Genomic DNA, 23,708 nt, shown 5'->3' with positions numbered 1-23,708 from the left:
TGATATTTCAAAAAAGAAAGGAGACTTTTCATGGACACCAGAGTAGCAGTCATTTCAATTATTGTGGAGAATCCTGCCGCGATTGAGGAACTGAACCATTACCTGCATGAAGCAGGAGAGTATATCATTGGAAGAATGGGAATTCCGTACCGGGAGAAGGGAATTAATATCATCAGCATCGCCATTGATGCACCGCAAGATATGATCAGTGCTTTGTCAGGGAAGATCGGGCGTCTGAATGGGGTATCCACAAAAACGGCGTACTCGAACGTCATTACGAAAGCGGAGGAAAAAGCGGAATGAAAAAGATAGCAGTGTACGGAAAAGGCGGGATCGGAAAATCCACAACTGTATCCAATCTTGCGGTGGCACTTGCCGAAAAAGGATACAAGGTCATGCAGATCGGCTGTGATCCGAAGGCGGATTCGACCATCCAGCTCCGACACGGAAAGGAGATTCCAACCGTACTGGAAATGTTCCAACAGAAGCAACAGAATCTAAAACTGGAAGATATGGTTACGGTTGGCTATGCAGGTGTGGTCTGTGTAGAAGCAGGTGGACCGACACCGGGACTTGGATGTGCAGGACGCGGGATTATCACCGCCCTTGAGAAGCTGGAAGAAACCGGTGCTTATGAGACCTACCAGCCGGATATCGTGTTATATGATGTACTTGGTGATGTAGTCTGCGGTGGCTTTTCCATGCCCATGCGAAAAGGCTATGCGGATCAGGTATTCATCATCACATCCGGTGAAAATATGGCGATCCATGCCGGAGCCAATATTGCAATGGCAGTAGAGAATTTCAAGAACCGGGGATATGCTTCCCTTGGCGGTATTATTTTAAATAAAAGAGAGGTTCCGAGAGAGGAAGAAAAGGTGCGGGAGCTTGCAGAGGATTTTCACACGCAGATCATTGGACGGCTTGACCGGAGCGAACTTGTGATGGAAGCAGAAGAAGCCGGCAAGGTTCTGCTGGAATACGCACCGGATTCTCAGATGGCAGAGGAATACCGGAAGCTGGCAGATCAGATCCTTGCAGTGTGCGGAGAGGAGAGACCATGTTAAAACGGGTAGGACATCCGGTGGATGAAAAAGGCGCGGCAGTAGTCATTAAGGATGCCACATTTCCGGTTCCATTTGCACAGGGACTTGAATTTAACTCGCCGGTTCACGGCAACTGGAACATCGTACATACCGGAATGCTGATGCCGGAGGCAAGACAGATCTATGTCTGTGCAGATAACTGCATGCGAGGTGTGGTGCTGACAGCGGCGGAAATGAATGCGGCTGACCGGTTTTCCTTTGTGATCGTAAAAGAAGAGAATCTGTTAAATGGAAATCTGGAGGACATCACCATCGAAGGCGTGACGGATGTGCTGAATAAGTTGGAAGAAAAACCGAAAGCAGTTCTTTTATTTACCGTCTGTCTGCATCATTTTCTGGGATGCGATCTGGAACGGGTGTATCAGGAACTGGAGGAGAGGTTCCCGAAGATTACGTTTATCCGCTGTTATATGGATCCGATCATGCAGAAGCATGGACCTACACCGGATCAGAAGCTGAGAAAGGCGATTTATGAACCACTTCCAAAGCGAAAAGCAGATGAGAAAGCCGTGAGTTTTCTCGGCAGTGATTTCGCACTGGAAAAAAATGCAGATTTGAAACGAATCGTCCGGGCACATCAGGGAATCTTCCGGGAACTGCCGGGATGTAAAAGCTGGGAAGACTATCTGGCACTTTCCGAAGGAAAACTTTTTGTATCTTCTTATCCACCATCTAAGTATGGTGCGGAAGTGCTTTCAGAGCGTCTGAAACGGCCATACCTGTATCTGCCGGGCAGCTTTGATTATAAAGAGATCACAGCACAGCTGGAAAATTTCTGCCAGGCAATGGGCTATGGAAAGCTGGAGAAAATGATTTCAGTAGAAGAGGAAATTGCTGCCTGTGAAAAGGCACTGGAAAAGGCGCATGAGGTGATCGGAGACACTGCGGTTGCCATTGATTATCTGTACCATCCGCGTCCACTGGGACTTGCAAAGCTTCTGCTTACTCATGGTTTCCGGGTAATACGGATCTATCTGGATTCCATCAGTCCGGAAGAAAAAGCAGAATTTGAGTGGCTGAAGGAGCATGCACCGGATCTGCAGTTGATTGCAACGATCCAGGTGAAAATGCGTGTGCTTCCGAGAACATCGGATGAAAAAATACTGGCGATCGGACAGAAGGCGGCATGGTTTACAGGAAGTCCGTATTTTGTCAATATGGTACAGGGCGGCGGTCTTTACGGATTTGACGGGATCCGCAGGACGGCAGAGCTTATGGCCGAAGCATTTATCGAAGAAAAAGACACGGAAGATTTGGTTGTGCGAAAAGGATGGGGGTGTGAAAGCTGTATATGAGACAATCTTATCGAATCATACCAATTTATACAGCGGATGTATCCGGTGTGTGTTCTGCACTTTATGAGCTTGGCGGCATGACAGTCATGCACGACCCGTCCGGATGCAATTCAACCTACAACACTCACGATGAGATCCGCTGGTACGATCAGGACAGTCTGATCTATATTTCCGGTCTGACAGAAATTGATGCGATCATGGGAAATGATGAAAAATTTCTGGATGATATCAAAGAGGCAGCAAGGGAGATGCATCCGAAATTTATTGCCCTTGCAGGATCCCCAATTCCGTATATGAATGGAACCGATTTTCCGGCACTGGCACAGGTACTGGAAGAAGAAACCGGGATTCTTGCATTTGCAGTACCGACGAACGGAATGCATGATTATGTGTATGGGGCAGGAATTGCATTAGAGGAGATCGCGAAAAGATTTACCGGGGAAAAGACAGGACGGATTCAGGCACGTACCGTCAATCTGCTTGGTGTGACACCGCTGGACTTTGGACCGGTATCTCATGTAGAGGTGCTGAAAGAGAACCTGAAAGCCTGTGGATGGAAGGTGCTGTCTACCTGGGCAATGGGAGATGAACTGGATGCATTTTTGCAGGCAGGAGAAGCAGAGGTGAATCTGGTGGTATCTTCGGTCGGGCTTCGTGCGGCGAAAGTGCTGGAAGAAAAGTTCGGAACCCCGTATGTGGTTGGAACGCCGATTGGTTCTTATACAGAGCGGATTGCGAAAGCACTGGAAGAAAAAGAGCAGATACCATATCGAAAGGATCGGATGCAGGGAAGAAAAGATCGGAAGGTGACTTTGGTCGGGGAACCTGTGATCATGGAATCCCTGGCGGCGGGAATCGAAGAAAAGTATGACTGTCGTGTGGAAGTGCTTTGTCCACTGGAAGAAACAGATGGCTTACTGGCAGATGGGGACAGATGGGCTTGCGGAGAAGAAGAGATGGAAGAGGCATTAAAAGATGCAGAGATCATTGTGGCAGATCCGTTATATAAACCGATCTGTCCGAAGAACTGTGAATTTTATGAGTTGCCGCATATTGCATTTTCCGGAAGAATTTATCTGAAAAAGCTTCCGGTGCTGGGAAAACTGGTCTAAGGACCGGATATGCGTGCCGAAGCAGCGGTTATGAAAAAAGAATATCTGTAAAAAGAGAAAATGCTTTTTGGAGAAAGATCTGAGAAGGATTTTCTTTTTTTATTCCATAGGAAATTGGCGGACCGTTTTTTGAAGGTTAAAATAGCAGAAGAACGTGACAAATGGCGGAGAAATGCAGAGTAACGAGGAAAAAGGTGAGAAAAATTACAAATAACATTAAAAATGATGCTGTTTTTTTGTAAAAGAACTGCTATAATTTACTATGTATAATTAGAGTTTGATGAATGAATATATAGCAGGTGTACGAATATGAGAAAAAACAGAAAAAAAGGATTTACAATGGTAGAGATGATGGTAGTACTCATCATCCTTTCAATCATTGCAGCAGTCGCAGTTCCGTTTTTTATCAATTACTGGCGGAAAGCGGAATTTAGAAAGAATGAGGAGAATGCCAAGACAGTCTATCTGGCGGCAGAGTCGAAGCTTACTTATTACCGGTCATCCGGTCAATGGGACAGTTTTAAAAAGCAGATTGAGAAAAAAGGGATCCAATATACGGGATCAGATTTGAACCTGAATGGAAAAATTTACGCGATCACGCTGAATGCAGATTCTTATGACAGCAAGAACTCAAAGAAGAATCCGGTGCTTACGCTGATCGATGATTATACCTATGATAAAGATATATACAAAGGTGCGATCGCAATTGAAATTGATATCGAATCCGGTGAAGTGTATTCTGCATTTTATGCAACAAAATGCGACAGTCTGAATTATGCCGAGAAAGATGAAAAACATTCGCTTACCATGCTTGACAGAGAATACGAAAGCAGAAGCAAGCGTCTGCTTGGTTATTATTCCGCAGATGATACGGTAAATGCAGTCAATCTTGGTACAACGAAGCTTCGTATTGCAACGATCAGTCTTCAGAACAGTGAACGGTTGTCGTTGAACTGGTCAAGTAATGTGGGCAGCAGTCTGGATGTAAGCTATGAGATTATTTTCTATTTAAAAGGAAGTGACAAAAAGCTTTTCAGTATGGTTGTATCGCCATATGATCTTCGGAAAAACGGATGGTCCATTGATCAGAATAAGTCGGACAGTGGACAGATGGCATCGGTTACTCTGAAGGATGGAAAGAATAAAGAAAGTGAAGGATGGGAGTTCCCGCTGACTTACAGCGATAATAAGTACTCTCTGATTCTTGATGCCATGATGTCTGCGAAGACACAGGCAACGTTGGCATCGGATTCATCTGCTTATGAGAAAACGTTGAGCACAAGTATCTGTCGCCTTGCGTCTATGACAAAAGATCTTGCAAAGGCACAGAATATTTATGCAACAGTAAAAGCGACTTCTTATGCCGGAAAAGATTCAGCCAACTTGATCCAGAAGGAATATAAAGACAGCGAGTCAGTATCATCTAATACAGCGAATACCATGTATGCGGACAGCACATCCCTAAATGATGTAAAGATTGCTGCGTACCGTCATCTTTCAAATATCCGGTATTATGCAGAGGAAGGAAATCCGACCTTCACACTTACCAATAAAAATATGGACTGGACTTCAGCCGGTACCGGTGTGTATCAGCTGACACAGCAGACTTCGGGTAATGTTTCCGGACAGAAGAATGTCCTGAAGCTGGCCTGGAAAGAGAACAGCAAAACTTCGGTCATTGATTTTCCGGCAATTGCGGAGCTTCCTGCAGGCTATACGTTAAAAGGAAAGGGAGGAAGTACGCTGCTCTCGAATCTGAAGCTGGGTGAGGACTCGATTATTGATGATACAACAGCAGACGAACTTCAGACTGCTGCAGCAGTACAGAAAACCGGAAGAACCGAAACGAAGGCAGCAGGTCAGGTGAGCAGACCAGAGTATCTGGGACTGTTCTGTGAAGTAAAGGGAACGATCGAACAGGTGACGCTCCAGAATCCGAAACTGACCTTTGGAACGGAAAAGGCAGATACCAGAAAGTATTCGTCACTGAAAGGAATCGGAATCCTTGCCGGGCGAAGCGAGGGAAATATATCAGATACGGCAGTGACCGGAAAAGATACGGCGGTCAATGTATCGCTTGAACAGACTGGTGCAGGGGCATCTGATGGATCTGTTATGGCAGCGGTCGGTGGGGTGATCGGAAGTATGGCAAATGCAGATGGCACTACGGTAGCAGTAGGGCAGGCAACAAAGCTTTCTATGTCGGGGACTATGAATGTCAAGATCCCGGATACTGATCCCCAAAGTACAAAAAGAGGAATCGGTGGTATCGTGGGATATGCAAGCCTGCCAACCGAAAAGAATGGTGCCAAAATTGCGGAATGCGAAAACCATGCGAACATCAACGGCAATTACTGTACAGGTGGAATTGCAGGAAAGGTAACTGGTACATTAGAGGCTACGAACTATCGGGATGATGTGCTAAGAGAAATGTCGGATCTGACAGACTGTAGCAATGACGGACTTGTACTTTGCAACGTTTCTTCCGTTGCAGACGATTATGAAAAAGGAAAATATTTCGGCGGAGTTGTCGGATATGGTGAGAATACGCTTCTTTATGGAGCTTCAAGTGCAGCTGGACAGACCGGGTATGTGTATGATCAGACGAAAAAGGATGAATTACTCCGTGGAGAATATGTTGGTGGTATCATCGGATATGGAAATGTTTCCCTGCTTGCCAACTGTTCAACAAAGAGCGGTGGATATGTGCTTGGATCAAAATATGTCGGTGGTATTGCCGGTGGTCTTGGCGGTATTAGTCAGGCAATCCGGGCACATGGAGGAGTTTCTGTCACGACAAATGGAAACTATGTGATTGGTAACAGTTATGTTGGTGGAATCGTTGGTGAAAATGCAGGTTCAGTCGAACTTACAGATTGTATCAATAATGGTGTGACGGCTGGTTATGAAAAATACATTGGTGGAATTGTCGGATATAATGCCAACGGAGCTACGATCTCAAACTGCGCAAGCTACTTATCCGATTATGATAATTCTATTTACAATACGATTGTAAATAACTGGGAAGCAAAAGCGGATTATGCAGGTGGAATTGCAGGATATAATGATGGTAATATTCTGTTTTCCGAAGAAAGCCAGAATATTACGGTCAAATCTGTTTCCAGTATCGTGGTTGGAGAAGATTATGTCGGTGGCGTAGTTGGATTCAATGATGTGAATGCCAGGATCAGTGTCAACTACACCCTGATCGGTGGACGTATCTATGCATTTGGAAAATGTGCAGGTGGTGCGTTTGGATTAAATGCATCTGCGTCTGTGACGGAATCAGACTTAAAGATCCGTCCACGAAGCGTGGAAGGTCAGCTTTTTGTCGGCGGATGTATTGGAGCGAATCTGATAAATACAAATAACGATCTTGTGATGGATGGAATCCATACAGATAACATCCTTGGTACGATCAAAGGAAAAGCATTCTGTGGTGGTGTGGTTGGATATATCAGCACCTATTCTACAACAGAAGGAGAGTTGCGGGAAAATGCAGATAAACTGCTGCCGGAACTGAGTGCGGATAATATCCCGGTATATGCGAGTGGATATACCAATACCAATATGACAAGGATTACGGTCACAACGACGAATAATCTTCCGATCACTGCCAGTCTGTATACAGGAGGGATTCTTGGATACAGTGAAAAGAACAGCAGGATTGTAGTGAAAGAATGTACCAATTCGGGAAATATTTCTCTGACATCTGCTGCGTTTGGTGAAGCGGTCGGAACGGTGAAATTGGGGACATTTGCAAAAAATGAGATTGGAGCGGGCATCGATCTGCCAGATGAGGCGGAAAATCTGGAGCTGCACCTGGCAGGTGGAATTGTCGGAGTCAATCTTAAAAATCAGATCATCGACAACTGTACCAACAAGGGAAGTTTATCCGGTTTCACAGGAATCGGCGGAGTGGTCGGACTGAATGCGGGGCTCATTTACCAGTGTACTCTCAGTGAGCATTTTGGAAATGCAGCGCTTAGTTATGTCGGTGGAATTGCCGGACTGAATATCGGAAGCGATACGACATTTACAGATGGAACAAGAAACTACACAGCAGGAACCATTGAAAAATGCAGTACCATGTCAGGAAAGACCATTTCCGGTAATCAGAATCTGGGTGGAATCGTCGGCTGGAATCTGACCAAAGGTGTGATAAGAGAGAACACCAGCTATGCAAATATTTCTGCTGCCAGTGATAATGTTGGTGGAATCGCAGGTAGAAACAGCGGTACGATCCAGGTTGCTGAAGACGAGAATATCAGCCGCAGCATTATGAGCAGTCACGGAACGAATGTGGGCGGTATTATTGGTATTAATGAAAAAACAGGAACTCTGAGTGTTACCGGAGATGGCGGAACAAACGGAGAAATTGTAGCTGTCGGAAGCGGAGCGAGGATCACCGGTTATGAAAATGTCGGTGGAATTGTTGGAAACTATCTGGGACAGGATTCTCTTGGCCAGTCTGGAACACAGTATCTGGTATGCAAGGCGAGTCAGGTACGGGCAACCCACGGAATGGTTGGAGGAATTGTCGGTACAACCAGTGGAAATGTGACCAATACAATCAACCGGGCAGGAAAAGTAACTGCGGATTCCGGATATGCGGGAGGAATTACGGCAGTTAATGTGGCAAAGATTTCGAACAGTAAAGATTACGGAAGTGTGAGCAGCAGTTCCGGATATGCCGGAGGAATCGCGGCACAAAATGAAGCGGATGGAATTATTGAGAACTGCAACGTTCAGGGAACAAAAACGACAAAGGCAGAGATTTACAGTCTGGGCGTCATGGACGCAGGAGCAATCTGTGCAGTGAATAACGGAACGATACTGGGAAGTGCACCGAAAGAAAACGTGGTCCTTAAGGGAAGTGCGGTCATTATCGGAGGAATTACCGGATTAAATAACGGAACCGTAGGAGATTCCCAGGCGACAGGAAGTGTGACAAAGATTACGACCATGCCGGAAATCAATGTACAGCAGACTGCGCTGGTTGTCGGAGGCGCTGTCGGCATGAACCAGGGGACGGTGGTAAAGGTTGTGGCAGAAGGTGTGAATTTTAATGATTTCAGTGGATATAAGTATCTTGGTGGAATTGTTGGAAGTAATGGTAATGCCACGATTTTGCAGAATGGAATAGATGGTATTTCCGTCATAAGCTGTGCTTATTCCGGAGAAATGACAGAAGCAAGCAGTGAAGCCGGAAACTGTTATGGCGGAATTGCCGGAATCAATTATGTGCTGCTGAAAGACGATAAGGTTCCTTATATCAAAATGAATATTCAGGGAGTCTATAGTGCGACAAGTTCAAGCACAGCAGAACAAAAAGAAGCACTGTCCAGCCATGTCGGCGGAATTGCCGGAAAAAATGAGACAGATGGTTCTATTGATGGCTGTATGCTTGAGGATAATACATCCAGCAGTCTGTCTGCAGAAGCAGGTATGCTTGGTGGTGTGACCGGATTTAATAAGGGTGCAATCGAAATGTCCGGAAGTGGTGAAACCTCGGATATCATATTAGATGATATACAGGAAGATACGCTTGATAAAATGAACCAGAGAGCACGTAAATCCGGACTGCGCGAAGATGGAAACAAATATGTCAATTATAGCAGCTGGTCTGGTGGCAAAAAGTATTCAGACAATACAAATATTACATCTGGAAAGATGTTGATGTATATGAATGCAAACGGAAATCTGGGAGGTATTACTGCCTTTAACGGGACAACCGGTTCGGTTAATAAGTGTGTGTCAGGTAACTGGTTTATACTGAATAAATCACAGGCACTCAGTGTAGGTACCGGTGGAATTATCGGAATGAATGAGTCTGAAAATGATTCGACTTACTTGATCAATGGAGCGTTTGTCGGACGTGAGCTGTCGACCGGAATTACCAACCGATTTGCCGGTGGAATTATCGGAAATCAGAACAATTCAACTTCAAGTGACTGGAATATCAAAAACTGTATCAATTACGGAACGATTTATTGCTATAATACTCATTATTCCGGCGGAATTATGGGACAGTGGACAGGAACTGGCGGAACCATTGAAAAATGCAGAAATTATGGTAACTTGCAGACTACATACAGTGCCGGATGGATTGGTGCGTCCAGTGGTATTGTTGCACAGCTCTATCATCCATATGAAAAAGATACTTATAATATTGTAAGCTGTAACAATTATGGAAGTATTTACAGACAGAATGGTACATCTGGAAGCGGAGCAAATGACAGTGCCGGAATCCTTGGAAATATTACAACCTATCGAACTGGAAATATCAGTCGGGGACAGAGTTTTACTGTACAGATATTAGATTGTGTGAATGAGGCAGGAGTACAGATTTACTCTTCATCCATGGCATCTGGAATTTTTGGTTTCCTGTCGTGTGATAAAGCAGATGGATATGCAATACAGACATCAACACAGAATGTTGTTATCCGGATTGAGAGATGCCGGAATTTTGGTAATAAGTTAAATGGTGATAATTTTGCGAGTGGCATTTTTGGAGACCGGTATGGTGAAAGCGATAAAGCAGGTGCTTCATGGTCGGAAAACACGATTGTAAAAGAATGTTATTCATTGAACTTAGGTGACAGCAATTATAATAAAACAAATTATCCGGTTTATTCGGCAGCAAGTGATTATACAAAAAATGGAAGACCGGAAATGATGTCGGCAGAAAATCGGAAAAATAATTTTTATTTGGATGGATCAAAGGAGAGTACTCCATGGGCATTTACCAATGTCCGGATTTCCAGAAGCAAAACAGGAAGTGGAAAAGCAAAAAACGGTTTGGATGCAGGCGGGTTGAAGTCATATGGAAGAGGGGATAATAAAAAATTTAGTACCTATACCTGTGATTATTTCTTCCTGTATGATATGGATAATGAGCAGTATTTTGCAGCGTATATTTATGCACAGCAAACGGTGGACGGAGCATCGTGTAGATTGGATGGACGTTATATAAAATATAACAATAACGTAATAGGAGAAGTGTTGTTCTATTTGGAAAAAGGTGAGGTACCAGCATGGGATAAGTTATATGGATCCTATATTACCAATCCAGATAATGTACTGATAGAAGATACTCGAACCAGTTATCGCCGTATCGAAGGAATTGTTTCAGATTCCGGAAGTGAAAAGATTCTGGCGCCAGCTGCAGCAAAAGCAACAGTTGCGGATGGACAGATTACGATGGTTGTTATACCAAAAGATCTTGAAGATTCTTTAACACAGGAAAAATGTGATCCATTTGCTTATGTTGTATCAATTGCAGATGATCAGGGCGTGACAGAAGAACATGTGATGTATACAGAGAAAGAGAGTTTTGATATTCCGGCAGGAATGTCCGGAGTATTAAAGATCACAGTTCGCTCAAAGAGTATGTATGACGATATAGAAGAGTCAGAAGCAATAAATGCAGAAGTAACACAGGGAGAAGGAATATTGCCTGAGCCAGATGTGAAAGTAGAACTGATCGAAACAGGAACGGAATCGGGTCAGTATACCTATCGTTATAGTTTAAATAATCTGGATGTTTATAACAAGAAGTATCCGGGATGGCAGGTGAAAATCAGTCTGTTTGGACGATATGAATCATTGACTCTGAATGCGAAAAATCCGACAGGAAGGCTTTACATTGCTTATGATGAAAAATGGTATCAGATTAATGCACAGGCAACAGGAGATGGTTATCAGTCATCAATACTTACTTCTGTGCCGGTATATCTTCCGAATTATCAGCCACAAATTAAAGTGGGAACTTATAACAGCAATGACCGGGTGAAGGCAACGACATCGATCAGCGGAAGCAGTCTGGATGATCTGAAGATTAACGTCACACTTGAGGGAGCAAATACAAACATTGTAGAAACACCTACCATTTATCGTGCAGAACTGATTGGAACATGGAAGAGCGGAACTTCAGAAAAACAGAATGTTGTGTTTGCAAAAACCGATATGATGTCAGTATCCAAAGGAAATGCAGTAGCGACATTTGCAAATCTTCCAGATTATCTGCGGGATGCATCGAACCTGAAGATTCGTCTCTGGTATTCACAGTCTGGTCTTGGACCGGTCTACACATATTATGATGTAGATACAGAAAATGCTGCAAATATAATTGAGCTGGCTGATGTTGAGGAGCAGACCGACGGAACAGAAAAATGTGAATGGAAGTATAGTTTCAGTACGGTTTTGAAGTATAACAGAGGATATTTTAATGATTATAACTATACTTCGGGCAGACTGTTCACCTGGCTTGCAGCCCCGGTACTTGATCAGAAAGACGGATCCAACCTGGAACCGACCTATGATGATGAGAACCGGATGCAGTACACCTTCTCGTGGGACAAGAATCTAGCTGCGACATCCGATCCGAAGTATAAGATCGAGATGACCGGTATTGATGCAGATGGCAAGGAAGTTACGATTGATACAAGCGCATATAAAGAGAGCGGGCGAAGCTTTACCGCAGACGGAGATGACTGGAATTACACCCAGATCCGTCTGAAAGTAACCCGTATCGGAGATGCATCAAAAAGTCAGATCGGACTTTCTTCCACAGCGATCTACAATGTATCACAGCGTCTGGAAAAGCCGGGACAGCCATCGGTAGTGAATGTGGATGAAAATGAACTGAATTACAATGTCAGCTGGGCAAAAATCTCAGATGAGACTTATTGTATGGGATACCAGATCTATGTTCGCGAGTACAGCAATTCTGGCGAGCCCGGAAAAGAAACAGCCATGGGAGATGTGATCTCGAAGCGTGAAGCAAAAGATGGCAGCTATTCAAAGACGATCAATCTGGAAGCTTATGCGGGCAAACGAATCGTTGTCTATTTGGTAGCCAAAACGAGTGATAAGAATGTCTATGTAGACAGTGCTCCGGGTGTGACCTATGAACTGGAAATTCCGAGCAGACTTGCAGCTCCGGTACTGGATGGATGGAAAGTCAGCTGGACACATGATAAGGAGAAGCCGGTAGATGCGGAAGATTTTAAAAATGGAACGGCAGAAGGTCTGAGAATCAACATTGCCGCATCGAAAGAAAGCATTCCACCTGGAGGAAGCGCATACCTTCTGAAAGCCTATGTTTATAATTCCAAGGAGGATGCAGAAGCTTCTACCGTAGAGAATCCGGGGAATCGTATGATAAAGATTTATCCGCAGACTTATGAGGATAATTTTGTTCCGGTTCAGATGAACATGGAAAATGCACAGGATTATTACCACTTTATGAATAATTTCTCAATTCGCTATGCCGGTAAATGGATCGCGTACTACACCAGAATTTCTTCCGGTAACAGCAGTGTCAGCTCACGGTGGGTGAAAGTCGGAACGGTACAGCTTCCGTATGCAAAACTGACAGCACCGGAAGTAGAAGCAGATACCGTGGAAGAAGAAGAGAAGGTAAAAGTAACCGATACGCCTGAAGTGCCTTCCCATGAAGAACAGTGGAATGCAGATCGTACGGTGCTGAAATGGAGCAGTATCGACTGTGCAGAAGTCTATTCGATCAATCTGAAAGGAAAACTGACAGAGACAGAAGCCGGACAGGATAATAAGCTGGAAGGAAAACTCCGGGTTATCGAAACGACAGAAACGGTGGATGGAGAAGAACAGAAGAAAGTAGAACTTCAGCAGTATGTATACCGCAAGATAAAAGAGAAGACAGAGACTTCTGAGGAAGAATGGAAATGGATCTGGGAGAATGTGAAGGAAAAAGAAGATGATTCACAGGAAGGTGTACCAGATGAGGAAAAAATCCATACTTTTGAACCGGAAGTATACAATGTGACGATTGAGTCAAATTATGTTTCAGACAGTGGAGCTTATAATTATTACACGATTACGCTGAAACCGGTGATTATCGCCGAGCCAGACGGAAAAGGCGGCTTCCGTTACACTTTGAAACTTCCGGATCTGGAATCTGTGAAAGATACGAATGAAGTTTCTGTGGAACATGGTAATTTTATCGTGACAGAAACGGCAATGTTTAAAGCAGATGTACTTGCAAATGTAAAAGCAGAAGACGCTGGAAGTGGCAACGGAAGTGATGCTTATGTGGCATCAAAGGAAACTGAGATCAAATGGAGTCGGTAAATATGGAGGAAGCTATGAAACATACAGGCTGGCAGCAGCTGAAAGCAAATGAAAAAAAAGGTGTATCCATGGCAGTGGTGCTTTGTGTATCCGCGTTCTTTATCGCTTTTGCGGCTGCCATCCTGTATACGGCGGGACTCATGACGGCGCAGTCGAATATGCGCCTGAAGGAGGAACGCTGCTACCAGCTGGCAAAGAGCTACGCAAAAGTACTGGATAAAGAACTAAAAGCCGGAAATACCTCATCGGGTACGAATTTCTATACCTTTGCAAACAGCTTTTTGGAAAATTCCCAGTACGCGATCTATAACGATGAAACAGCGTCCAGTGCAGAGGCGACGAAATACAAATTTGTTACAGATGGAACGAGTACGGATGATCTGTCAGCAGGACAGATTGGTGAAGGGTATGGAAATCTCTGCATTTCCCTTGCGAAAGAGAAAGTTGGAAGTTCAGCAGGGGATCTGAAAAATGGAGAAATTAATGTCAGTACGGCAACCGATTATACGGCAGAGATCGAGGCACGGCAGAATACAGTTGTCAGACAGTATGTGCTGATGGTCGGAGTGACAGCTTATTATGAAGATGCATCTTATACTTATACCGCAGAATATACAAGAGAAGAGACTTATGATGTGAAGTTTACCTATAAGGGACAGAATATCATATGGGTACCAGTTGAGACTGGAGGGGGCGTCTGGAGGGTCGGAAGTACGGTCGGAAACGAGTGCGATTTTTCAGATGGTGGCAAAATCGAATATACATACCAGACCAGTGAACCGCTTTCACGGAAATTTGTGGAAGACACGGGAGAGATTACGATAACAGGAGGCGATGGCGATGCACAGAATTAAAAGAATAAAAGCGAAAGCCGGAGAAACCCTGGTAGAAGTTATGGCGAGTATGTTTATTTTCCTGATCATGTTCGGAGTGCTGGAGGGAGCCATTTCCTACAGCAATTCGGCATTGAAAAAGAATAAAGAAATCCGTGCAGATAATGCGGCTGTCCTTGAGGGACTGCAGTCTTCGGAAGAAACGGTAACGGGAAGCCAGAAGACGATCCGGTTCCGTGCGGCGGATTCTGGCCTGACACAGATTGGAAATGTAGTATTTTCCGTAGATGCAACTCTGGATAGCAAACAGATTACCTATACAGATGCCGAGAAGCGGCAGCAGAATACAACCTTTTATCTTTATGGACCGGTGGCAGCTTCATCAGAGTCCGGACAGACAGATGCCGAAGGAGGAGACTGATCATGAAACGACTGAGAAGCCTGCTTCAAAAAAAAGAAGGAACGACGCTGGTTGAGACTATGGTATGTCTGCTTCTGATCAGTATTATGCTGGCGATGGCAGCATCCGCTTTAAGTGCGGCATCCCGCATTTTTGTCCGGGTGCAGAGGACGCAGTATGCACAGTCTATACTGGATACCGCAATGACGGAATTGAGAACAATTACTCAAAATGCGAGTGGGTATGTGAAAATCTATGATATTCCGGCAGTTTCAGCAGAAAAAAGCGAAAACATTACAGAAAACATTACAGAAAGTACTGGAAATTTGCACGGAAATACGGTAGAATTTATAAATGAAGAGGGTTATGTCGTCCTTGTTTCTACAAACGGATGCGAGGATACTGACCTGTATATTCAAAACAATCGAACCGGTCAGGCGTCGGCTGTGGACAGTGGGCAGTTACTGACCAGATATTATTTCCGCAATAGCTCAAAGAACAGTTATATCTATCTGAAAGATGGAGTTCCGGTGGCACGTGCAGTTGCCACGGTATTTGGAAAAGGGTTTTATATGAACAATTATCTGGAAGTGATTTATTCTTTTCCAGAAGGAACCCAAAGTGGTGATCAGGTAGACTGGATCAGCGCGACCGTGAATCTGTACAGTGACAAAGAGCTGACGAAACTTGTTGCTACGGATTCAGAGATCCTGGAGTTTAAGCACAGTGTGCTTTGCTGTGAGGAGATTACGGCGAAGGCGGAGACAGGTTCAGATTGAGAAAGTTTATATTTATATGATATGAGCGCATGCACCGAGGCGTTTATATAGAAACAAAAGATACTTTAAGAGGAGTGAAGAAACATGTTTAAGAAATTGAAAGAGAACAAGAAAAAAGGTTTCACACTGGTAGAACTTATCGTTGTACTGGTAATTCTTGCAATCCTGGCAGCTCTGCTGATCCCGGCACTGACTGGATATATTAACAAGGCAAAAGAGAAACAGATTACAGCAGAAACTCGTCAGTTAGTAATGGCGGCTCAGACTTTAACAGATGAACAGTATGCAAAATTAAATACTGGTGTTGAATTAACAGCTGCTGTTACTATTGGCAATAATACGGGAATCAATGGATCAGCACTTACATTAGGAACAGGGGATATTAAAGAATTAGCAGAAATTTCTGTTACAGCAGCAACTTTTAAAGATGTTCAAGTTGATAAAAGTGGTAAAATTACTACAGCAACATACGTAAAAGGTACACAACAATGTGTATATAAGGCTGAACCGGCTGCAACCGAAGAAAAATATAGTGTAGGAACAGCAAGCGGTACAAATAAATAAGAAAGGTAAATACTCATGCCAACCCCCAACAAAGCCCAACCACCCAAAACTAAATACCGTTGGATAAGGTCGGCACTTAACGTTTTACTTATTCTTCTGCTTACGATCGTCCTCATTATACCTGGGGTGCTCCGGTTGATTTACCGGGCAGACTCCCAGGTGGCTTTGGGAAATGCAAAATCGGTGCGGGTAGCATTTCAGGTAATCGGGACTGAGGCGTACGGCAGTAATGGACCATTCGGTGACGCTTCCCATAAAGGAGGCGTCGCCGATGGTTTATATGATGAAATCATTAAACTCAGTAAAGCACCCGGAGATTTCTGGGTATTACAGACCGATGAGACCGGTTATCAAGTCCTTCGGTTCATTTATCAAGAAGGAGAATATACTGTCTGGTATCAGGCAGACGATCCTTCACCATATAAGGTGTATCATGAGGAAACCATGATCGATACCGGAGATTGAGATGTTAGTAGTTTTAGAAGGAATTTTATGGACGATACGGTTCTTTTTTGGAGCCTGTATCTTTAGCTTTTTAACGGTCGTGATCGACCGGTTACCCCGTGGGGAAAATGTAGTACGCGGGAGAAGCCACTGTACAAGCTGTGGCAGAGAACTGACTGTATGGGAACTGATCCCGTGTGTGAGCTTTCTGTGTCTGGGCGGAAAGTGCAGAGGATGTGGGGAGCGGATCCCCTTAAGGTGTTTTTGGACAGAACTTGCAGGTGGAGCAGCTTTTATCGGCTGCGTGACCAGATATGGCTGTGGCAGATCAGGCGTAATATCGCCAAGAGGCGCAGTGATTTTTGCATATTTAGGAATATTACTTGTGGTAGCCCTGATTGACTGGGATACACAGATGATTTATGATAGATTTCATATTATGATTTTGATACTTGCAGTTTTTGATTTCCTGCTTTATCCGGAGCGGGGAATTGTGACAAGATTGATCGGTGCTCTGATCATTTCCGTACCGATGCTGATCCTGGCACTGGTGATCCCGGGAGCATTCGGAGGCGGAGATATCAAACTGATGGCAGCAAGCGGACTGCTTCTTGGTACGGCATCTATCGTGTGTGCGATGTTTATCGGAATTGTAACCGGAGGCGGTTACGCGGCGGTGATGCTTGCCGGAAAGAAGCTTGAGAAGAAAGACCAGTTTGCATTTGGACCATTTCTTGCACTGGCACTTGCAGCAGCCGTTTTCTGGGGCGATCAGATTGCAGCGTGGTATCTGCATTTTCTGTAGAGAAACTGCAAAGAAGTGAAATAGAAGATCCATCATGTGAAAATGACAGGGTTTGATGTTAGATAGAAGAGAGGATTTATGGAGGATGGCGAAATTTCGATATGTCGCAAAAGACATGGGCGGAAAAACCTACAGAGGAACGACAGAGGCGACTTCAGAGGCGGCACTGATCCAACAGCTTCGGGAACAGGAACTGTTTCTGGTAGAATCGAAGAACCTGACAAAAGGAAAAGAATATAAGAAATTAAAGGCAAAACAGCTGGCAGCATTTTGCCGGGAGCTTTCTACGCTTCTGGCATCTGGTGTCAGCCTTGTGCGTGCTATGGATATTCTGGCGGATCAGGAAGGACTGGATCCAAAAGAAAAGGAGATCTACAAAGATGTACTTCTGGATCTAAGAAAAGGGGTTCCTCTTTCAGAGGCGATGGAGTCCAAACAATGCTTCCCGGATCTGATGATCGGAATGCTCCGGTCAGGAGAGGGAAGCGGAAATCTTGATCAGGTAACAGACCGTCTTGCCGTGCAGTATGAGAAAGATTATAAGCTGACACAGCAGGTCCGTTCTGCAATGACTTATCCTTGCATTCTTCTGGTGCTGTGTGTGGCGATTGCAATTTTGATCGTTACCTTTATTCTGCCACAGTTCCAGTCTTTGTTTGATCAGATGGACAGCCTTCCGTGGGTGACGACTGTTCTGATCGCAGCTTCGGATTTTCTGACAAAGAAATGGTATCTTGCGATCCTGATCGTAGTGATTGTTTATGCACTGGTCCGGATTATTATGGGAATCCCGGCAGTCCGACACCAGATCGATTACCGGAAGGTTCATCTTCCAATATTTGGAAAACTTTTCAAAGTTGTCTATACGGCACGTTTTGCCCGTACTTTAAGCAGTCTGTATTCCAGTGGTATGCCGATTGCACTTGCGATCAGTGTTGCCGGGAAAACGATCGGCAATGTCTATATCGAGGAACAGTTTGAAGAAGTTGTGACCGAGGTCCGGAGTGGTGTGCCGCTTTCACGGGCACTCAGGCAGGTGGATGGACTGATGAAAAAACTTGCCAGTACGATCCTGGTCGGTGAGGAAAGTGGACGGCTGGATGTGATGTTGGATTCAATTGCCGTGTCCATGGAAGAAGAGGCAGAGCAGGCGACAAAGCAAATGGTTACATTACTGGAACCGATCCTGATCATTTTCATGGCGCTGATCGTCGGATTTATTATGATTGCAGTCATGCTTCCAATCTATCAGTCTTATGCAGCAATTGAGAATGCATAGCAGGTGATTACAGGAAGCGGAGTTTAGATACAAAGGAGGAACAAGATGAGCGATACCGTCATCGTTTTGCAGGATGAATGTATTCTTGCTGCTGAAGGAAAGGCAGGCAAATCACCAAAGATCCAGAAGGTAGAACGGATACCGATCGATGTATTTGGGGATCCTTTTGAACAGTGGAAAGAGGCATTGGATAAATATAAAAAGAAACACAACCCATCCCAGGTGAGACTGGTGCTTCCGGCATCCTACTCATCTGCCAGAGTAACGCAGATCCCTTATGCCAGGGGAAGACAGCTTACCAGGCTGGCGGAGAATGTCATGGCGGAAAATGGCAGTGACTGGGTACAGGATTATGCGGTGATCAAAGCAGACAGAAAGAAAGGAATCTGTCTGTGCTGCGGAGGCGCGGAAGAGGATGTCCTGAAAAAGATCCGTGAGCTGACAAAAGCGGTCGGGATTTCGGCTCAGTGGATTTCTGTTCCGATGGAGTGTTATCTGAATACATTAGGACAGTTGAAATCCTACCAGAATGATACTGAGATCGTTCTCCTGTTTGAAGAAGGAAGTGTGACGAGCATTCTGTTCCGGGAAGGTCAGTATATGTATTCTACGAGAAGCCGTATCTTCAGTGAGAGAGGAACTCTGGATTTTGGTACGGAGATCGTGCGGAATATTTCAGGTATTCTGCAGTTCTATTCCACCACAAAATCTGATGTGCCGCTCACAAAAGTATTTTACGCCGGATGCAGTACGGATGATTTTGAAGTCAGTGAGGACGGAATCCATGCGATGAATCTGGAAGTAGAGCCGTTAGAGGCAGAATTTGATTTTGACCCTTCAGAAAAAGTGGATGACTGGCTGATCTGCATTGGTGCCATGGTCAGTACCAGGCAAAAAGAGATCAATTTAAACAAAGTCTGGAAAGGAGAGGGCACGGATGGTGTCCTGAAAAAAGAAAGTCTTGCAAAGCATCTGATGTTTCCGGCGATTACGTTTGGTATATGCCTTGTGGCAGTGATCGCAGTGACGATCTGGAATTATGCAGAATCTCACAACATCGAGAAAATTGAAGACTGGATCAACGATCCACAGATTCAGAGCGAATATCAGGAAGCAAATGCGGTCCGGGAAGAGAGCGACCGGCTGGATTTCACACAGAATCAGGTCGAACAGATGAAATCCAATCTGGCAACCTATCCGGATCTGGATGCGGAGATGATCGCGAAGATCGTGGATGTGGGTGGAAGTGCCATGACAGTCCAGATTAAGACGATGGATTCCGAGACGGGAGAGCTTACGTTTAATGCGGTCAGCTCGGCGGTCATTGATATTCCGGCGTATGTAAGAAAACTTTCCGAGACAGGGCTGTTTTCAACGGTAAATTACAGTGGATATTCTTACGATGACGGAGAATATTCGCTGATGCTTTCCTGTGTATTAAAGGGAGCAGAGACAGGAGGTGAGGATCAGTGAAAATCGATATGGAATTAAAACCAGGTGACGTGGTACTTTTAAAGGTGCTTGCCTGTGTATTGATCCTCTTTTTCATGGCGCGTTTTCTGATCTTTCCGGGAATGGAAAAACATCAGGATCTGGTGGCAAAAAAAGACGACCTGACGATCGAGAAGCAGGAAATGCAGTATACGATCAGCAGTAAGGCGTCGACAGAGAAGAAAATCGTGACGCAGAAAGAAAATCTGAAAAAAGCACAGGAAGGTTTTTATGACCTGATGGAAAACCGGGAGGTCGATTCCCTGATTACAGGGCTTGCACTGAAACATGATCTGTTTCCGGTGTATTTGAATATTGAAGATCCGGTGGCAGGTGTTCCGGCGGCATATCAGTTTTCTGAAGCTTCAGATGATTCTGCAGAAGATTCTTCTGCAGAAGAGTCGCAGAGTACACTTCCGTATGTTCAGTATGTGAATACGACGACGGTTACGATCACCCTGCAGGGGCAGGAAGCGCAGATCCGGGAACTTCTGGATGATATTGCGAAGAACTATCCGGGAATCCAGGTGCGTTCTTTTGATATGCAGTCCGGCACTTATGTGGACAGCAGCCTGCAGAAGACAGAGCAGATGAATTGTAATTGTGTACTGGCTGTATACACCTGTGGAGAACTTAGTAATACTAAAGGAGAGTAAGCGAACGTGAAAAAGAATCTGAGAATCGGAGAAATCCTGGAAGAAAAGGGTTATGTGACCGGAGAGCAGATGTCACAGGCACTTGCCTATCAGAAAGAACATAGAGAGATGCGAGTTGGACAGATTCTGATGGAACTGGGATTTGTCACGGAAAATCAGGTACTTGAAGCACTGGCGAACAGACTGAACCTGGAAATTGTAGAAGTATCACAGATCCAGGTCGATCTGCAGGCAGTAGGGATGATTTCGAGAGAGCTTGCGGAAAAAAATCTTTTCCTTCCGGTCAGTCTGAAAGGAAAAGTACTGGGACTTGTCACTAATGATCCACTAAATTATTTCGCACTGGAAGAAGTCAAGCAGCAGACCGGATGTCAGCTGGAGATCTATTTGAGTGAGGAAGTACCGCTGCGCAAGGCGATTTCCTACTATTATGCGGAAGTCAATGCGCGGAATGCGGCAGAGCAGGCGAATGTGGGATTTGCGACAACGGAGGAACTGGAGATCGAAGACCTGGATGATTCCGATGATGAGGCACCGATCATCCGGCTTTTAAACTCGCTGATCGAGCGTGCGATCAAAACCGAGGCGAGTGATATTCATATTGAGCCATTTGAAAAAGAGACAAAAGTCCGTATGCGTATCGATGGTGTGATCATGGAATATGTTACGATCCAGAGAAATATCCATGCACCATTGATCGCCCGTATCAAGATCCTGTCCAATCTGGATATCGCAGAGAAGAGAATCCCACAGGACGGACATTTCCGTGTCAAGATCAATGACAGTTTTGTCAATATCCGTGTTTCTGTTTTGCCGACAGTGTTTGGGGAAAAAGCGGTTCTTCGTATCATGGCAGCGACCGGACATCTGGAGCATGCGGATCATTTTGGAATGGATGATTTCAGTTATAATCAGTTTTTGCCGATGCTGAATTATCCGAATGGAATTATTTATATTACGGGACCGACCGGAAGTGGAAAATCAACGACACTTTATATGGTGCTGGATTATCTGTCCGGAAGACATGTCAATATTTCCACGATTGAGGATCCGGTGGAAAAGAACCTGCCGGATATCAACCAGACGCAGGTTAATCCGGTTGCCGGTCTGACCTTTGATGTGGGACTGCGTGCCCTGATGCGTCAGGATCCAGATATCATCATGGTCGGGGAGACTCGTGACGGTGAGACTGCCGGAACATCGGTCCGGGCTGCGATCACAGGACATATGGTTTTAAGTACCCTTCATACCAATGATGCGGTATCCAGTATTGTCCGTCTGGAAGACATGGGCGTGGAGACATATCTGGTTGCCAATTCTCTTGTCGGACTTGTGGCGCAGAGACTGGTTAGAAAGGTGTGTCCGCACTGTGCAAGACAGATGGAGACAACCGAACAGGAACGTCTTTTCCTTGGAGAGGATGTGCGTGTGGTTACAAGGGGAACCGGATGTACCAAGTGTAATAACACCGGATATAAAGGTCGGATCGCAGTTCATGAAGTCCTTGCGATCAACAATGATATCCGGAGGATGATCATCAATCATACAACGATCGAGGAGATCAACCGATATGCAAGAGAAGTGCAGCATATGCGGACGCTGAAGGAAAGTGGACTGATTCTTGTGAAGGAAGGGAAGACAACGCCGGAAGAACTGCTCAAGATCAGTTACGAATAAAGCAATTCTGCTTTTTAGCAGAACGGGGAAGATGGAGGAAAGAAGAAATGTCACAACTTGGAAGCAGTCAGGAAAAAATAGATACGATCATCCGTGAGGCAAGAGAAAAAAAGGCTTCGGACATCCATCTTTCGGAAGGAATGCCGATCTGGTACCGTGTCAACGGACGCCTGATCCAGGCAGAGGCACAGATACCGTCAGAAGAAATGGCAGAGATGCTGACGGACATTTTAAGTGAGCGTCAGAGAAAACTGTTTGATGCGGGCAAGGATGCGGATTTTGCGATCCGTACTTCAGACGGTCATCGTCAGAGGGTCAATGTGTTTCGTCAGCAGAAGAAGGTGGCGGCAACGATCCGTCTTCTGAACGCGCATATTCCGTCGCTGGAAGAACTGAAGATGCCAACGCTTCTTTATCAGCTGGCAGAAGAGCCGCGCGGTCTGATCCTGGTGACAGGTCCGACCGGAAGTGGAAAATCAACCACACTTGCGGCAATGATCGAGCATATGAACCAGGTCAGTGATCGCCATATTATTACGATTGAAGATCCGGTTGAGTATGTCTATGAGAATAAAAAGTCTCTGATCCATCAGAGGGAGGTAGGAGAAGATGTGGAAAGCTTTGCAGCGGCACTTCGCAGTGCACTCCGTGAAGATCCGGATGTGATCCTGGTGGGAGAGATGCGTGATTATGAGACGATCCAGGCAGCACTTCTTGCAGCAGAGACGGGACATCTGGTGCTATCAACACTGCATACGACCGGTGCGACGCAGACGGTGGAACGTATTATTGATGTCTGCCCGACCAGTGGACAAAATCAGGTGCGTATCCAGCTTGCCGGGACCTTAAAGGGGATTATCAGCCAGTGCCTGATCCCGTGCGAGGACGGTATGACGCGTGTGGCAGCGACGGAGCTTCTGATCGGTACGGATGCGATCCTGAATCTGGTCAGAGAGGGAAAGACACATCAGATTGGAAGTATCATGCAGACGAGTGGAAATGCAGCGATGCATACCCTGAATATGGATCTGTCAAGACTGGTAAAGCAGGGCTATATTTCCAGAGAAAATGCGCTTGCTTATACGAATAATAAGGCGGAGATCCAGCAGTATCTGTAAGGACGGAGCCGGAAAATCATAACAGAAAAGTGG

The 23,708-nt window shown here is 45.1% G+C and carries 16 protein-coding genes; all 16 read left to right on the top strand.

What is annotated here, in order from left to right; genetic code table 11:
* Positions 1–30 precede the first annotated feature (30 nt).
* The 16 genes from PGU50_RS03190 (at position 31) to PGU50_RS03115 (ending at position 23,675) form a co-directional block, all read left to right on the top strand.
* Complete coding sequence (locus PGU50_RS03190; RefSeq protein WP_008372338.1) at positions 31–303, top strand: TM1266 family iron-only hydrogenase system putative regulator; 273 nt, start codon at positions 31–33, stop codon at positions 301–303.
* The gene (locus PGU50_RS03185) at positions 300–1,067 is read left to right on the top strand and encodes a nucleotide-binding protein (protein WP_118199438.1); all 768 of its coding nucleotides are present in this window, start codon (positions 300–302) and stop codon (positions 1,065–1,067) included. Before PGU50_RS03190 ends, PGU50_RS03185 begins: the two co-directional genes overlap by 4 nt.
* Entirely contained in the window at positions 1,061–2,401 is a 1,341-nt protein-coding gene (locus PGU50_RS03180; RefSeq protein WP_270246122.1) for a nitrogenase component 1, read from the top strand. Before PGU50_RS03185 ends, PGU50_RS03180 begins: the two co-directional genes overlap by 7 nt.
* Positions 2,398–3,513, top strand: coding sequence for a nitrogenase component 1 (locus tag PGU50_RS03175; protein WP_270246121.1), 1,116 nt, complete (start codon positions 2,398–2,400; stop codon positions 3,511–3,513). Before PGU50_RS03180 ends, PGU50_RS03175 begins: the two co-directional genes overlap by 4 nt.
* A 309-nt stretch (positions 3,514–3,822) precedes the next feature.
* Positions 3,823–13,629, top strand: a complete 9,807-nt coding sequence (locus tag PGU50_RS03170; RefSeq protein WP_270246120.1) for a type II secretion system protein — start codon at positions 3,823–3,825, stop codon at positions 13,627–13,629.
* Positions 13,630–13,643: 14 nt separating this feature from the next.
* Complete coding sequence (locus PGU50_RS03165) at positions 13,644–14,483, top strand: hypothetical protein (RefSeq protein WP_270246119.1); 840 nt, start codon at positions 13,644–13,646, stop codon at positions 14,481–14,483.
* Positions 14,470–14,883: a type IV pilus modification PilV family protein gene (locus tag PGU50_RS03160; protein WP_270246118.1), complete on the top strand. Its 414-nt coding sequence runs from the start codon at positions 14,470–14,472 to the stop codon at positions 14,881–14,883. Before PGU50_RS03165 ends, PGU50_RS03160 begins: the two co-directional genes overlap by 14 nt.
* 2 nt (positions 14,884–14,885) lie before the next feature.
* Positions 14,886–15,641, top strand: coding sequence for a hypothetical protein (locus tag PGU50_RS03155; protein ID WP_270246117.1), 756 nt, complete (start codon positions 14,886–14,888; stop codon positions 15,639–15,641).
* Positions 15,642–15,725: 84 nt separating this feature from the next.
* Positions 15,726–16,205 (top strand): prepilin-type N-terminal cleavage/methylation domain-containing protein, encoded by a 480-nt coding sequence (locus PGU50_RS03150; RefSeq protein ID WP_270246116.1) that lies wholly within the window; start codon positions 15,726–15,728, stop codon positions 16,203–16,205.
* Between the two features lie 159 nt (positions 16,206–16,364).
* Entirely contained in the window at positions 16,365–16,670 is a 306-nt protein-coding gene (locus tag PGU50_RS03145) for a hypothetical protein (protein WP_270246115.1), read from the top strand.
* 1 nt (position 16,671) lies between these two features.
* Positions 16,672–17,454 carry a prepilin peptidase gene (locus tag PGU50_RS03140; RefSeq protein WP_270203090.1) on the top strand — a complete coding sequence of 261 codons (783 nt, stop codon included), beginning with the start codon at positions 16,672–16,674 and terminating at the stop codon, positions 17,452–17,454.
* Between the two features lie 85 nt (positions 17,455–17,539).
* Entirely contained in the window at positions 17,540–18,733 is a 1,194-nt protein-coding gene (locus tag PGU50_RS03135; protein WP_270246114.1) for a type II secretion system F family protein, read from the top strand.
* A 45-nt stretch (positions 18,734–18,778) separates the two neighbouring features.
* Positions 18,779–20,206, top strand: a complete 1,428-nt coding sequence (locus PGU50_RS03130) for a hypothetical protein (protein WP_270246113.1) — start codon at positions 18,779–18,781, stop codon at positions 20,204–20,206.
* Entirely contained in the window at positions 20,203–20,880 is a 678-nt protein-coding gene (locus PGU50_RS03125; protein WP_270246112.1) for a hypothetical protein, read from the top strand. The genes PGU50_RS03130 and PGU50_RS03125 overlap by 4 nt, the downstream gene beginning before the upstream one ends.
* A gap of 6 nt (positions 20,881–20,886) precedes the next feature.
* Positions 20,887–22,557 carry a GspE/PulE family protein gene (locus PGU50_RS03120; protein WP_270246111.1) on the top strand — a complete coding sequence of 557 codons (1,671 nt, stop codon included), beginning with the start codon at positions 20,887–20,889 and terminating at the stop codon, positions 22,555–22,557.
* 47 nt (positions 22,558–22,604) lie between these two features.
* Entirely contained in the window at positions 22,605–23,675 is a 1,071-nt protein-coding gene (locus PGU50_RS03115; protein WP_270246110.1) for a type IV pilus twitching motility protein PilT, read from the top strand.
* Positions 23,676–23,708 lie beyond the last annotated feature (33 nt).

Origin of the sequence: Coprococcus sp. AM11-30B (assembly GCF_027674365.1) — a bacterium.
In the GTDB taxonomy this organism is placed as follows: domain Bacteria; phylum Bacillota; class Clostridia; order Lachnospirales; family Lachnospiraceae; genus Allocoprococcus; species Allocoprococcus comes.
Note: the sequence above shows the minus strand (reverse complement) of the source record. Positions and strands in the feature narration are given on the sequence as shown.